The following is a 13,007-nucleotide window of genomic DNA, read 5'->3' as shown; positions in this document are numbered from 1 at the left end:
GGAATGAATGAAAGGGCTGTCATTATGTTTTGCGATGATAAATTAATATCAATAAAATGAATGTAAATTTGATAAGAACATTGCATATTTGAAAATGAGACGATATAATCACGCTATAAACAGTGTAATTGTCGGTAAGAAGGGTTGGGATAGGAATGACGATGAATTCGGCAAATCAGGCTGTATGGATCGGCGTGGATGTGGGAACGACGGGGGTACGGGCGATCGCTTACACGGCGGAAGGCGTCAACGTCTGTTCTTCTGAAGCCTTTTATCCGCTTTTGACGCCGCGTCCGGATTGGGCGGAGGAAAGTCCGCTGCAGATTTATGAAGCCGTAGTATCCGTGATCGCCGAAACGGCGACGCAGTTGCGTTATAAAAACAAGGAGCTGTCAGGAATTGCTTTGAGTACGGCCATGCACAGTTTTGCCGGACTTGATGAACGGAAAGAACCGTTGATGGACATGCAGACTTGGGCCGACAGCCGCAGCGCCGGAGTCGTCAGGGAAATGAAACGGGATGAAACGCTGTGCCGTTCGTTTTATGAACGGACGGGCTGCCCGATCCATGCCTGCTATCCGCTGGCAAAGATCATTTGGCTGCGCCGCAACCAGCCGGAGCTGTTTGCGAAGATGAAGTTCGTCGGTTCGCTGAAGGATTATATTTTCTATCATTTAACCGGTGAATGGGTTCTGGACAGATCGTCAGCCAGTACCAGCGGACTGTATAATGAACGGGCTCTGTGCTGGGACAGAGAAATTATGGCTTATGCCGGGATCGCCGAATCCTGCATGCCCCCTGTCGTCTCCACCACGTACAGCGGCAGTCTGACGGGGCAGGCGGCGGCGGCCGTCGGTCTGCCGGCAGGTTTGCCTGTCGTTATCGGCGCTACCGACGGCGTTCTCGTCAACGTCGGCATCGGCGCCGTCAATTCCGGTCAGCTGAGCGGCACGATCGGTACGAGCGGCGCATTGCGCATGCTGACGAAGACGCCGAAGACGGACAGGAAGATGAGGACATGGTGCTATAATCTGACCGATGACATGTGGGTTGCCGGCGGTGCCATCAATAACGGCGGCATGATCCTGCGTTGGGTTCGCGACAAGATCTGCCATTACGGCGGCAGCGCCTTGGAAAGTCTCGATATTGATCCGTACGATTTGATGACGATGAAAGCCGCGCATATTGAGCCCGGCGCTGACGGATTGATCTGCCTGCCGTACTTCACGGGAGAACGGGCGCCGTATTGGAATTCGGAACTGCGCGGCATGTTTTTCGGATTTTCTCTGAATCACAGCCGTTCTCACATGATTCGCGCCGTCATGGAAGGCATTTGCTATAGTCTAAACAGCGTTATGCTGGCCTTGAAAGAATTCGGCGCTGTTGCGGATATCCGCGTCAGCGGCAGCTTCACGAAATCGGAATTATGGCTGCAAATATTGGCTGATATTTTGGGCGAAGCGATTACCTTGCCGGATAACAGTGAAGGCGCCGCTTTCGGCGCCGCCGTTTTGGGCTTCATTTCGAACGGACAATTGCAGACCATTGCGGATACAGCCAATCTCGTTCATGCCAAAAAGATATATACTCCGCAAGCCGATCATGTGGCGGCATATGAAGAACTGTACGGTATTTTTGAGCGTATTTACGACCATTTGCTGCCGGAGTTTGCGGCGATTACGGACTATCAGAAGAAAAGATGCTGAAGAAAGGCGGAAACAAGATGGAAAATGACATCGGCGTTGTCGGCATGGCCGTAATGGGCAGTAATCTGGCGCTGAATATGGCGGATCACGGAGCGGCTGTCGCCGTTTATAACTATACGCCGGATTTGACGGAAAAATTTATTGCCGAAGAAAAACATGAGAAAATTACCGCCTATTATGAATTGGAAGCCTTTGTTTCTTCTTTGAGGAGGCCGCGCAAGATCATGCTCATGATCATGGCCGGGGCTCCCGTCGACATGATGTTGGAACAGTTGCTGCCGTTTTTGGCAGTCGGTGATGTCGTCATTGACGGAGGGAACTCTTATTATGGCGATACACAGCGCCGTTTTGAGCGTTGTCAGGCAGAAGGCATTCATTTTTGCGGCGTGGGTATTTCCGGCGGCGCCGCGGGAGCGAGATTCGGACCGGCTATCATGCCTGGCGGCAGCAAAGAAGGATATGCCGAAATCAAAGGCTTTTATGAGGCGATCGCCGCCAAAGCGGAAGATGGAAAACCTTGCTGCGCTTATATCGGCGCCGGCGGCGCCGGCCATTTTGTGAAGATGGTTCACAACGGTATTGAATATGCCGATATGCAACTTATTGCCGAGGCTTACTTGCTGTTGAAACATGTCGGTCATTTTACGAATCGGGAGATAGCCGATGTGTTCCGCTTGTGGAACCAGGGCGAGCTGAAAAGCTTTCTGATTGCGACGGCTGTCGAGGTTTTTGCCGCAGATGACGATCTCGGCACAGGCCAGCTGATCGACAAGATTGCCGACTGTGCGGGGCAAAAAGGGACCGGGCGCTGGACCAGCATCGAAGCGATGCGCCTTGGCGTCGATATATCTCTGATTACGGCGGCCTGTAACGCCCGCGTCATGTCAAATGCGTCAGGTCGTGCAAAGGGACAGAAATCGCTGGTGCGACCTACAGGCGGCAAGGGCGGAGCGAATCTGGTTGAGACGATACGGAAAAGCCTGTATACGGCGAAGATCGTCGCTTATGCGCAAGGTTTTTCCCTTTATAAAAAAGCCTCGGAAGCGTACGGATGGGATCTCGATTATGGCAGAATCGCCGCCATTTTTCGGGCCGGCTGTATCATTCGTGCCGAATTTCTGAATAAGATCACTGCCGCTTATGAAACGGACCCGGCTTTAGATAATCTTCTGTTCGCGCCGTTTTTTCTGAAGCGTGTCAATGAAGGTGCGGACAGTCTGCGGCAGATTGTTTCGACGGCTGTTTGTGCCGGTGTTCCCATTCCGGCTTATGCCAACGCCGTCGAGTATTTGGACGCTTACGCCAGCCCGCAGGTCGGCGCCAATGTGATCCAAGGCTTACGGGATTATTTCGGCGCGCACACGTATCGCCGTCTTGATCGTGACGGTGCCTTTCACTATGAATGGGGGCTGCATGACTGATTTTTTTGCCGTTTTTCCTGCGGCATGCATTTATTTTATTTTTAGGAGGTGTGCGTTATGCCATTAGTTATTTTAGCCATTGGTATACTCATCCTGTTTTTCCTCATTGTCAAGGTCAAGCTGAACAGTTTTCTGGCCCTGCTTCTTGTAGCCGGTCTCGTCGGCATTGCCGAAGGATTGCCCTTGGCCAAATTGATTCCGACCATTGAAAAAGGGTTGGGCGGAACCTTGGGCGGCTTGGCGATCGTCGTATCTTTCGGCGCCATGCTCGGTAAGCTGATGGCCGAAAGCGGCGGTGCGCAGCGAATCGCAACGACGCTAATCCGCGTTTTCGGCAGGGAGAATGTCAAATGGGCCGTATGCCTGACCGGATTCATTGTCGGTATTGCCTTATTCTATGAAATCGGCTTCGTCCTGCTTATTCCTTTGGTCTTTACGATCGCGGCGGAAGCCAAGATACCCTTGCTTGAAGTGGGGATCCCCATGGCTGCGGCTTTATCCGTTACCCACGGTTTTTTACCGCCCCATCCGGGGCCGACGGCCATTTCCGTTATCTATAACGCCGATATCGGGACGACGTTGGTTTACGGCGCGATTTTAGCGATCCCGACAGCCATCGTTGCCGGACCTGTGTACTATAATTTTACGAAGGATATCAATCCGGCCATTCCGCAGGGCTTATATAATCCGAAAATTTTCAGCGAAGAAGAAATGCCCGGCTTCGGCATTTCCGTATTTACCGCTCTTGTTCCCGTTGTCCTGATGGCGGCTTCGGCCATTGCCAAACTTGTTCTGGATCAGGCTTCACCGTTGGCTGTAACGCTTGAATTCCTCGGCCAACCCGACATGGCGTTGACGATTTCCGTGGCTATTGCCGTTTATACTTTCGGCATCGGCCGCGGTAAGGCGATGAAAGAGATTATGGAAACCGTAAAGGATGCCGTTCTGGCCATTGCCATGATCCTGCTCATCGTCGGCGGCGGCGGCGCGCTGAAGCAGATTCTGATCGACAGTGGTGTCGGTGCTTATATTGGCAATGTTGTTGCCGGTGCCGATTTGTCGCCTCTTTTGTTGGCCTGGCTCGTCGCTGCCGTCATTCGAACGGCCTGCGGTTCGGCGACTGTCGCCGCGTTGACGGCCGGTGGGATTGCCGCTCCCATTTGCGCTGCTACCGGTGCCAATCCGGAACTGATGGTCTTGGCCACCGGCGCCGGTTCGCTTATCTTCAGCCCGCCCAATGATCCCGGCTTTTGGCTCTTTAAAGAGTTTTTCGGGCTGACCGTTAAAGAAACGGCGCGCACCTGGTGCGCTTTGGAAACGATTATCTCGCTTATGGGGCTCATCGGCGTCATGGTCTTAAACCTGTTTATTGCCTGAGCGGGGGATTGATCATGTCTCGGGAAGAAATCGAACGGATACCTTTTTTGCGCGGCGCGTATGAAGGGTTGACGAAATCGGAACGACAGATCGCCGCCTATATTGCGCAGCGGCCGCGGCGGATCATGAAAGAGACGATTCCCGGTATTGCCGCGGCGACGGGCAGTTCGGAAATTACCGTATCCCGTTTTTGCAAAAAGCTGGGATTTCACGGGTTGCAAGAGTTGAAACGGGCTTTGACGGCCTATCTCACTGCCAATGAAATGAAAGAATACCATGATATCGAGGCAAGTGATTCGTGTCGCGTCGTTGCGGAAAAGGTATTTCAGAACCTTTCGGAAGGCTTGCAGGATACGCTGCGTTTATTGGACTACGAGACGGTAGACGCGGCGGCGGCCGTCCTGCGCCGGGCGCGGCGAGTCGCCATTTACGGTTTTGGCAATTCGGCCACGGTCTGCAAGGATCTGGCGGCGCGCTACGTGCGGCTCGGATTGACCGTTCAGGCGTATGCGGATCCGCACATGCAGGTGACTTCGGCTGCGCTGCTGACGGCAGCCGATGCGGTAATTGCCGTTTCTCACAGCGGCGCTTCTTACGAACTGCTCCAGTCGGTTGAGGCGGCCAGAAATAGAGGGGCATCAATTATTTCCATTACCAGCCATCTGCAGTCGCCGTTGGCCAAGCTGTCGGACTATTGCCTGCACGGCATGGGCCGGGAAGTGAACTATTCATCCGAAGCCGGCGCTTCGCGATTGATCCACATGGCGATCGGCGATGTCCTCTATACGCGTATGGCTATGGCCGACCCCGATGCGTTTGCGGCTAACATGGAACAGATGCGGCATGAAATTATGAAAAAGAGAAGGTAATCGTTATCAAGACGTTCTTTCCTGGGAAAGAGCGTCTTTTTCGTATTCGCACAGGTGATTCCCCTTGCTTTCCATAGGAAAAACGCGTTGTTTATGGTATACTGAATTTATCACCTTTTACGTCGAAGACAAAGAGGGGATGCACTGCCAGATACTGTCTGTTAGGAGGACATGATGTTCGGATTTGATTTTGCAAGTATTATCGCCGGTATTCCCGGTTTGCTTATGGCGATGGTTTTTCATGAATTCGCCCATGCCTTTGTTGCCGACAGGATGGGGGATCCGACGCCGCGTATGACCGGCCGTCTGACTTTGAATCCTGTTGTGCATATTGACCCTATCGGTCTGATCATGCTTTTTGTCGCCCGGTTCGGCTGGGCCAAGCCGGTCATGATCAATCCCAATCATTTCAAAAATTGGCGAAAAGGGGAAGTTTGCGTTTCGCTTGCCGGTCCGGCGGCGAATTTGCTGTTGGCCTTTCTGGCTATGTTCGTCAAGGTCTGTTTATTTAAAACGGGGCTTCTGTTTTCGCATGGACTGAATCTGGTCCTCGACTTGATCGTTCTCTATAATGTCAACTTTGCTATTTTCAACCTGATCCCCATACCGCCGCTGGACGGTTCCCGTTTGCTCACCGTTCTGTTGCCGTCACGATGGTCGTACCGGTTGGCGGCGTTGGAGAGGTATTCGTTCCTGATTCTGATCGTTTTCGTTATGACACCTGTTTTTTCGTATATATTGATTCCCTTGCAACGTCTTGTGTTGGGAGTGTTTGGCATATTTTTTTCCCTATTCCTGTAAGGAGGTACGGCATATGAAGCGACTTTTTCTTCCGGCAGTTTTTCTGACGATTTTTTCCGGCATGCAGTCTTTTGCGGCCTTCGATTACAACCAGTCCGTTGATGAAGCGGCGATTGATCCGTTGACGGCATATCATACGCTTTACCTCGGTATGCCGCGCAGTGATTTTTCCGCCAACTTTTCCGTGCTTTCCGACTGGACCTTTTACAGCCGTCCCGAGGCTCTGACAGAATGGGCCGAACGCAGTACTGTTGCCAATGACGTGAAGGTTACCGAAGGCGTATCGGTTTATACGGAAACGACTGCCGCCAAGGCCCGTGTATTGGCCTTTGAAAACTATTTTAAGACAGATAAGAAGAAGGTGGCGCAAGCTATTTACAGTCGTATTATTGCGACGATATATGCAGGCGTAGAAGATTTTCCGGAATCACAATCGGGAAATCAGATGACGTGGGTTCAAAAAGATATTACCATTGTCGTGTCCTTTGACGGCAAAAAAGCGGATGACGGCCAATATATCGTCCGCATACGGCGGTATAATAACAGCGTTCTCAAGGCATAGCGGTTGACAGGGAACGGACTCTTCGCTATAATGAAAATACCGATTTTACCTTTTGACTTTTACGACTTACTTGAGGTGATATAAATGAACAGTATCAAGACGGTTTTTCTCATGACCCTTTTAGCCTGCATTCTGATACTTATCGGCAATATTTTCGGCGGTCGTCAGGGTATGATGATCATGTTCGTTGTCGCCATTGCCATGAATTTTTTCTCATACTGGTTCAGTGATTCGATGGTGCTCAAAATGTACCGCGCCGAAGAGGTCGGCGAGTCGCACCGCTTGTACCGGATCGTAGCGGAGTTGGCGCAGCGCGCCGAGTTGCCGATGCCGCGAGTATATATTATTCCGACGGACGTGCCCAATGCGTTTGCCACGGGACGCAGCCCTTCCCATGCGGCGGTCGCGGCGACGGCTGGTATTTTGGACATGCTTGATGACGAAGAGATCCGCGGCGTTTTGGCCCATGAGCTGTCTCATGTCCTGCATCGCGATATTTTGATCAGTACCATAGTTGCCTGTTTTGCCAGCGCTATTTCCATGATTGCCAATATGGCGCAGTGGGCGGCCATTTTCGGCGGCGGCCGCGGCGATGATGACGATAACGGCGGCGGTATTATCGGACTGTTGGCGACGATTATCATCGCGCCGTTGGCGGCGTCGCTGATTCAATTCGGTATTTCCCGCACACGGGAGTACATGGCGGACGAAGAAGGCGGCCGGATGAGCGATGATCCGCTGGCCTTGGCCAGAGCGCTGGCGAAGATCGATAATTACGCTCATCGCCGGATACTTCCCGGAGCGACGAAGGCGACGGCGCATATGTGCATTATCAATCCGTTCTCCGGTATCGGCAGCGGACTGGCCAGCCTTTTCAGTACACATCCGCCGACGGCAGAACGAATTGAACGGTTGGAAAAATTGGATCGCGAATTACATGGCTAATATTGAAAAAGTGCCTCTTCTTCGAAGCAGGCACTTTTTTTCGTCTCGCCTTGCAGGTGATAAAAGCACAATGGTATACTGTGAATATACATTTTCTTTACAGGAGCTGATAACATGGAAATCAGACAGGCGACGACAGCCGATATCGACGCAGTGGAAGCGACGTATACGGAATTATTGACCTATGAAGCGGCACACGGTACCGCGTCGAACTGGGTTCTCGGTCTTTATCCGGTGCGCCGGACGGCGGAACTGGCCGTCGGGGAAGGGACGATGTTTGTGCTGACTGAAGGCGGTAAACTCTGCGCGTCCATGATTTTAAACGAAAAACAGGGAAAGGAATACCGTTTGATTCCTTGGCGCTACGTGCATGATGCAAAGGAAATTATGGTGCTTCACACCTTGTGTATCCCGCCTTCACAGCAGCGGCGCGGATACGGGAAGAAGATGGTCCTCTATGCTCTCGAATATGCAGCGGCTCACGGTTACAAAGCCGTGCGCATCGATACTTGGTTTTACAATACCGCCGCTGCGGCTTTGTATACGGCTTGCGGTTTCCGCTTTGCCGGCATGGCTTCGACAAAGCTTGAAGGCGTTATTGATGAGGAAGAGAAATTTTTTGAGTGCAAGATTACTGGTTGATGAGGCATAGGTAAAAGGTATGTATGTGGTTTTCCGACAGGCATTAGACAGAACCGGTCATTCCTCTTACAATGAAGGCAGCGGCGGCGGATTGTTCTGTCGGCGCCGGTTGATGACTGCAATTTATTTTTAGTTTGGAGGAAGCAGCGATGACTAATCAAGATGACAGGGAGATACGGCGTAAGGCGCAGAAAATAGTGCAGACGGCGGGGCGGGACCAGTTGGGACGTTTTGCTCCCGATTTCGCCCGTTACAATGACGATATCCTTTTCGGTGAAGTGTGGTCACGCAACGATAAGCTGTCGTTGAAGGAACGAAGCATTATTACGGTTTCGTCACTCATTTCACAGGGGATTACGGACAGTTCCCTTAAATACCATCTGCTGACGGCTAAGGTGAACGGCGTAACCAAGGAGGAAATGGCGGAGATCATTACACAGCTCGGATTTTATGCCGGCTGGCCGAAAGCATGGGCGGCTTTTACCTTGGCCAAAGAGGTGTACGGCGCCGATTGATCGGGTTGATCTTTTTCACTGCACGAAAAGGCGGGGCGGTCATCCGTAGATGCCCGTGTCGCGGCGCGGAAGTGTGTGCAATCGTGCCGGTAAGGAGGAAAACAATGGTGTTTTCCGGGACAGGGGCTGTTGAGCCGGAACTGTGTGAAGCCGTATGGCAGCGCAGAGTGTCGTCGCTGTGCAGCATGAGCGTATACGGAGGGCGGGTTTCACCGATATCAAGCAGAGCTATATGGACTCAGACAGTTCCTTTTCAATGGCATCAAGCCAGGCCTTACTGGTGTCACCGTCACGACGCCGGCAGATGAACGGATGCCTGACGACGGCACCGGCGCAAGCGGTTTCCAGCGTTTGCAGCGTAGCGATGATGTCCGTTGAGCCGGATGTAGCAAAGGGGATAACCGTTTTGTTTTCAAAATCGCATTTCTTCAAAAATTGTGTCATGAAGGCGGGGACGTCGTAGTACCAAACGGGGTAGCCGATAAAGATCGCGTCATACTGGGACGTATTCGGTATGGACGCTGTTACGCCGGGGATGCGGCGCGTTATTTTTTCCCAGCCGGCTTGGAGAACGGCAAGGAGATAATTACCGTATTTTTTCTGCGGCGTCAAGGCGATGACATCGCAGTGAAAGCGGCTTTCGATCTTTTCGGCCAATGCTTTGGTGCGGCCCGTTTGTGAATAATATATAATCAGTGATTTCATAGAAAACCTCCTATCGGATACGGTAAGCTATATTTCTATTGTAAATCAACTGTCGTAAAGAAAACAGTGTTTTCAAAATTTTTTTCAGTGAGTCAGGCGACGTGTGATAAAATGGTAAAAACACAGGAAATTTAAGCTATATCGGAAAGAAACGTGAGGGATTAAGATCATGAAAAAGCGAATTCTGGGAATTATCGGTGCCGGTCATGTCGGCGCTCATGTTGCTTATGCCGTCGGTCTGAAGGGAAGTGCCGATGAGGTGCGGATCTTGGATATAAACGAAAATTTGTTGACCAGTCAGTGTCAGGATCTGATGGACGCCGTCAAATACATGCCTCATCGTATTTCGTACGGTGCCGCGACATGGGCTGACCTGAGAGACTGTGATCTTCTCGTCAATGCCTTGGGGCCGACAGAACGATATGTGACGGAAGACAGGAATGATGAAATGGACTATACCGTAAAAGCGGCCGCCCTTTGCGGTGAGGAAATCAAGCGTTGCGGCTTCGACGGCATTCTCCTCAATATTACGAATCCCTGTGATGTCGTTACCGCTGTTTTGGCTGCCCGTTGCGGATTGCCGGCACGACGTGTTTTCGGTACCGGCACGGGACTCGACACGGCACGGCTCATCAATTTTCTGGCACAAAGCACGGGGCTATCACACGGCTCGATTACGGCGTATATGATGGGGGAACACGGATTTGCACAAATGGTACCGTGGTCGCTCGTGCGTTTCGGCGGCCGTCCTTTGACCGAAGTGGCGGCACAGGCGCCGTTCGACTTCGACAGAGACCGCCTCAGGCAACAGACCATCGATGCCGGTTGGGCCGTGTACAGCGGTAAGCGGGCAACGGAATACGGCATCTGTTCGACGGCGATGAAGATCATTGACGCCGTTTTTCACGATACGAAAGAGATCATGGCGGTCAGCGCTTTTTTGGACGGGCCTTACGGCCAATACGGCATTTATTGCGGTTGTCCCGCCGTCATCGGCGCCGTCGGCGTGGAGAAGGTAATGGACTATGCGCTGACGGCGGAAGAAGAAAAAGAATTTCGGCGCTGCTGTCGCGTCGTCAGAGACAATATTGCCGCCGCAGAATCGCTTCTGGCTTCGGAAAAGGCTCAGGTTCTTGATTTATGAGCGTCGATAACAGTATAATTTAAAAAGAATATCTGAATTTATCTCACGGAGGAAGCAGTATCATGATTACATGTAACGGCAGCGGCAATCCGGATGCGATTGCTCTCGGCATTGATAAGCGTTTGCGCGCGTTATCCCATTTGTCAAAAGAAGAAGGGGAGCTTCTTCGAGCCTATGTGAACAACAGGCCGGAATTGCTGCATTATCGGTCGATACATACCTTTCACTGTCTGTATGAAGACAGGGTGCGTACGTATTTTCTCGTCGGACTGGAAAATAAGCCGCTCCGTTACAGCATGCACGAAGATTTTTTGGCTGCCAAACGCATCACTGCCGCTGCCATGTCGGAAGGCGTTACGGAGTTGGCCGTATTCATCGATACCTTGGAAATGGATATGGTATCTTTGATCGACGGACTGCTGTATCGTAATTATGCGTTCAATCGCTATAAACGAGAGGCGGAGGAAGAGGCGATAAAAAATATCAACCTGATTACGTCCAGCCTGAAAATAAAGGATTTCAATACGCTTTGCTATGTATATTCTTCCATCTATGAAGGCGTGTATCTGGCCCGTGATCTGGTGAACACGCCTTCCAACGACTTGACGCCGCGCCGGTTCTGCGACTTGGCGGCAACTATTTGCAAAGGCGACAACATGGAAGTCGAGGTCATGAATAAATGGAATCTGGAAAAGCGGAATATGGGAGGAATTGTTGCCGTCGGTAAAGGCAGCATGAACCCGCCGCAGCTGTTGACGCTGTCTTACAAAGGCGATCCGGACAGCAGAGAGACGGTAGCCGTTGTCGGCAAAGGGATTATTTATGACAGCGGCGGCTTGTCCTTAAAAAGTCACGCCGCGCTGGAATTCATGAAAGACGACATGGCCGGCGCCGCCGCCGCGCTGGGAGTTATGCGGGCGCTGATGTTGCTGAAATATCCGATCAATGTCGTTGCTGTCATGCCTTTGGCGGAAAATGTGCCGTCCAGCATGTCTTACCGCGTTGACGATGTGATTACGATGTATGACGGTCATACGGTGGAAATTAAGAATACTGATGCCGAAGGCCGCCTTATCCTCGCCGATGCCGTTACGTATGCGCAGGAGAAGGGCGCGACAAGGATCATCGACTTGGCGACGCTGACAGGAGCTTGTGTTACCGCCTTGGGGACGATTCGTTCCGGCATGTTCGGCAATGATCAGGAGTGGATGAACCGATTCTTTGCCGCCGCCGGCAGGGCTCATGAAAAGGTCTGGCAGCTGCCGTTGGACAGGGAATACGAAGAGGAGTTGAAAAGCACTGTTGCCGACTTGAAAAATGTCGGTTCGACCGGATCCGGCGCCGGTGCTATCGTGGCGGCGCAATTCATCAAGCAATTCGTGAAGCCTGAAACGGCCTGGATTCATCTCGACATTGCCGGAACCGCTTTTAGTGAAAAAAAGGATGAAAGCGGTTTCAGCGGCGCTACCGGCGTAGGGGTCAAGACGATTCTGGAATTTTTGCGAGGCGGACGATGATGAAGGCGGATCTGCACATGCACACAACTTGTTCCGACGGTCTCCACACGCCGGCGGAACTGACGGCAATGGCTGCGGCGGCAAAGCTTGACGTCATCGCTATTTCCGACCACGATACGATGGCGGCATATGACGGTACGCACAGGCTGCATGATGGTGTAAAGATTATCAGCGCCATTGAAATGAGCAGTGACTGCGCCGATGAAGATGTCCATATTCTCGGCTATCATCTGGATCCGGCGAACGAAGAGTTGCAGGACTATTGTCGCGATTTCAAGGAGCGGCGCGCAGTACGGGCAAGAAAGATCGTTGAGAAATGCACGGCTCTCGGCTATGCGCTTGATCTTACCGTTGTCAATGATATACTGCGGCGCGGCGGTACTGTCGGCAGACCGCATATTGCGGCTATGTTGGTGGAAAAAGGCTATTTTTCGTCAGTTTCTGCGGTCTTTGAAAGGATCCTTTCCCGTAACGGCCCGGCTTACGTTCCCTATGATCGTTACGATATCGACGCCTGCATTGAAATCATTCATCGTGCCGGCGGTCTGTCCTTTTTAGCGCACCCGTCTCTGCTTAAAGCGGCCTTGCCGCAGGTCTTGCAGCATCCCTTCGACGGCATAGAGGTATATCATCCGAAGAATCGGGGCCGGTATGACGAATTTCTCGGCATTGCGCGGGAAAAGGATTGGCTGGTCAGCGGCGGTTCCGATTACCACGGCACGATCGGCCGCTACCCTGACGGTCTCGGCGTTTTTTCCTTTGATGCGGCGCCGTTGCAGCCGCTCCTTTCTTATAAAGGATGA

The 13,007-nt window shown here is 52.0% G+C and carries 13 protein-coding genes; 12 read left to right on the top strand and 1 reads right to left on the bottom strand.

Annotated features, from left to right (window positions below):
- Positions 1-161 precede the first annotated feature (161 nt).
- The 9 genes from C0977_RS00845 (at position 162) to C0977_RS00805 (ending at position 8,838) form a co-directional block, all read left to right on the top strand.
- Positions 162-1,706, top strand: a complete 1,545-nt coding sequence (locus C0977_RS00845; RefSeq protein WP_200814196.1) for a gluconokinase — start codon at positions 162-164, stop codon at positions 1,704-1,706.
- Between the two features lie 17 nt (positions 1,707-1,723).
- Complete coding sequence (gene gnd / locus C0977_RS00840) at positions 1,724-3,127, top strand: decarboxylating NADP(+)-dependent phosphogluconate dehydrogenase (protein WP_101912331.1); 1,404 nt, start codon at positions 1,724-1,726, stop codon at positions 3,125-3,127.
- Positions 3,128-3,184: 57 nt separating this feature from the next.
- Positions 3,185-4,504, top strand: coding sequence for a gluconate:H+ symporter (locus tag C0977_RS00835; protein WP_101912074.1), 1,320 nt, complete (start codon positions 3,185-3,187; stop codon positions 4,502-4,504).
- A 14-nt stretch (positions 4,505-4,518) separates the two neighbouring features.
- Complete coding sequence (locus C0977_RS00830; RefSeq protein WP_023052934.1) at positions 4,519-5,373, top strand: MurR/RpiR family transcriptional regulator; 855 nt, start codon at positions 4,519-4,521, stop codon at positions 5,371-5,373.
- Between the two features lie 171 nt (positions 5,374-5,544).
- Positions 5,545-6,174, top strand: a complete 630-nt coding sequence (locus C0977_RS00825) for a site-2 protease family protein (RefSeq protein WP_306306233.1) — start codon at positions 5,545-5,547, stop codon at positions 6,172-6,174.
- A gap of 13 nt (positions 6,175-6,187) precedes the next feature.
- Positions 6,188-6,736 carry a hypothetical protein gene (locus C0977_RS00820; protein WP_101912073.1) on the top strand — a complete coding sequence of 183 codons (549 nt, stop codon included), beginning with the start codon at positions 6,188-6,190 and terminating at the stop codon, positions 6,734-6,736.
- Between the two features lie 84 nt (positions 6,737-6,820).
- On the top strand, positions 6,821-7,681 hold the full coding sequence (gene htpX / locus C0977_RS00815) for a zinc metalloprotease HtpX (RefSeq protein ID WP_023052998.1): 861 nt from the start codon (positions 6,821-6,823) through the stop codon (positions 7,679-7,681).
- Positions 7,682-7,795: 114 nt separating this feature from the next.
- Positions 7,796-8,323: a GNAT family N-acetyltransferase gene (locus C0977_RS00810; protein WP_101912072.1), complete on the top strand. Its 528-nt coding sequence runs from the start codon at positions 7,796-7,798 to the stop codon at positions 8,321-8,323.
- A gap of 149 nt (positions 8,324-8,472) precedes the next feature.
- A complete protein-coding gene (locus C0977_RS00805) occupies positions 8,473-8,838 on the top strand; it encodes a carboxymuconolactone decarboxylase family protein (protein WP_023052980.1) in 366 nt (121 codons plus the stop codon).
- A 228-nt stretch (positions 8,839-9,066) separates the two neighbouring features.
- Here the strand turns inward: C0977_RS00805 and C0977_RS00800 are convergent, their stop codons facing one another.
- A complete protein-coding gene (locus C0977_RS00800; RefSeq protein ID WP_101912071.1) occupies positions 9,067-9,543 on the bottom strand; it encodes a flavodoxin in 477 nt (158 codons plus the stop codon).
- Positions 9,544-9,712: 169 nt separating this feature from the next.
- On the opposite strand from C0977_RS00800, the gene C0977_RS00795 reads away from it, so the two are divergent.
- The 3 genes from C0977_RS00795 (at position 9,713) to C0977_RS00785 (ending at position 13,007) form a co-directional block, all read left to right on the top strand.
- On the top strand, positions 9,713-10,687 hold the full coding sequence (locus C0977_RS00795) for a lactate/malate family dehydrogenase (protein ID WP_101912070.1): 975 nt from the start codon (positions 9,713-9,715) through the stop codon (positions 10,685-10,687).
- A 62-nt stretch (positions 10,688-10,749) separates the two neighbouring features.
- Positions 10,750-12,204 carry a leucyl aminopeptidase family protein gene (locus tag C0977_RS00790; protein ID WP_101912069.1) on the top strand — a complete coding sequence of 485 codons (1,455 nt, stop codon included), beginning with the start codon at positions 10,750-10,752 and terminating at the stop codon, positions 12,202-12,204.
- Positions 12,201-13,007: a PHP domain-containing protein gene (locus C0977_RS00785; RefSeq protein WP_234987526.1), complete on the top strand. Its 807-nt coding sequence runs from the start codon at positions 12,201-12,203 to the stop codon at positions 13,005-13,007. The genes C0977_RS00790 and C0977_RS00785 overlap by 4 nt, the downstream gene beginning before the upstream one ends.

Source organism: Megasphaera vaginalis (ex Bordigoni et al. 2020) (assembly GCF_900240295.1).
Lineage (GTDB): Bacteria > Bacillota > Negativicutes > Veillonellales > Megasphaeraceae > Megasphaera > Megasphaera vaginalis.
The sequence above is the reverse complement of the archived record's forward strand: the minus strand, read 5'-3'. Positions and strand labels throughout refer to the sequence as shown.

Bases quoted from the DNA above. Each gene is read 5' to 3' on its own strand.
- C0977_RS00845 (WP_200814196.1), top strand. From the start codon at position 162: ATGAATTCGGCAAATCAGGCTGTATGGATCGGCGTGGATGTGGGAACG.
- gnd (WP_101912331.1), top strand. From the start codon at position 1,724: ATGGAAAATGACATCGGCGTTGTCGGCATGGCCGTAATGGGCAGTAAT.
- C0977_RS00835 (WP_101912074.1), top strand. From the start codon at position 3,185: ATGCCATTAGTTATTTTAGCCATTGGTATACTCATCCTGTTTTTCCTC.
- C0977_RS00830 (WP_023052934.1), top strand. From the start codon at position 4,519: ATGTCTCGGGAAGAAATCGAACGGATACCTTTTTTGCGCGGCGCGTAT.
- C0977_RS00825 (WP_306306233.1), top strand. From the start codon at position 5,545: ATGATGTTCGGATTTGATTTTGCAAGTATTATCGCCGGTATTCCCGGT.
- C0977_RS00820 (WP_101912073.1), top strand. From the start codon at position 6,188: ATGAAGCGACTTTTTCTTCCGGCAGTTTTTCTGACGATTTTTTCCGGC.
- htpX (WP_023052998.1), top strand. From the start codon at position 6,821: ATGAACAGTATCAAGACGGTTTTTCTCATGACCCTTTTAGCCTGCATT.
- C0977_RS00810 (WP_101912072.1), top strand. From the start codon at position 7,796: ATGGAAATCAGACAGGCGACGACAGCCGATATCGACGCAGTGGAAGCG.
- C0977_RS00805 (WP_023052980.1), top strand. From the start codon at position 8,473: ATGACTAATCAAGATGACAGGGAGATACGGCGTAAGGCGCAGAAAATA.
- C0977_RS00800 (WP_101912071.1), bottom strand. From the start codon at position 9,543: ATGAAATCACTGATTATATATTATTCACAAACGGGCCGCACCAAAGCA.
- C0977_RS00795 (WP_101912070.1), top strand. From the start codon at position 9,713: ATGAAAAAGCGAATTCTGGGAATTATCGGTGCCGGTCATGTCGGCGCT.
- C0977_RS00790 (WP_101912069.1), top strand. From the start codon at position 10,750: ATGATTACATGTAACGGCAGCGGCAATCCGGATGCGATTGCTCTCGGC.
- C0977_RS00785 (WP_234987526.1), top strand. From the start codon at position 12,201: ATGATGAAGGCGGATCTGCACATGCACACAACTTGTTCCGACGGTCTC.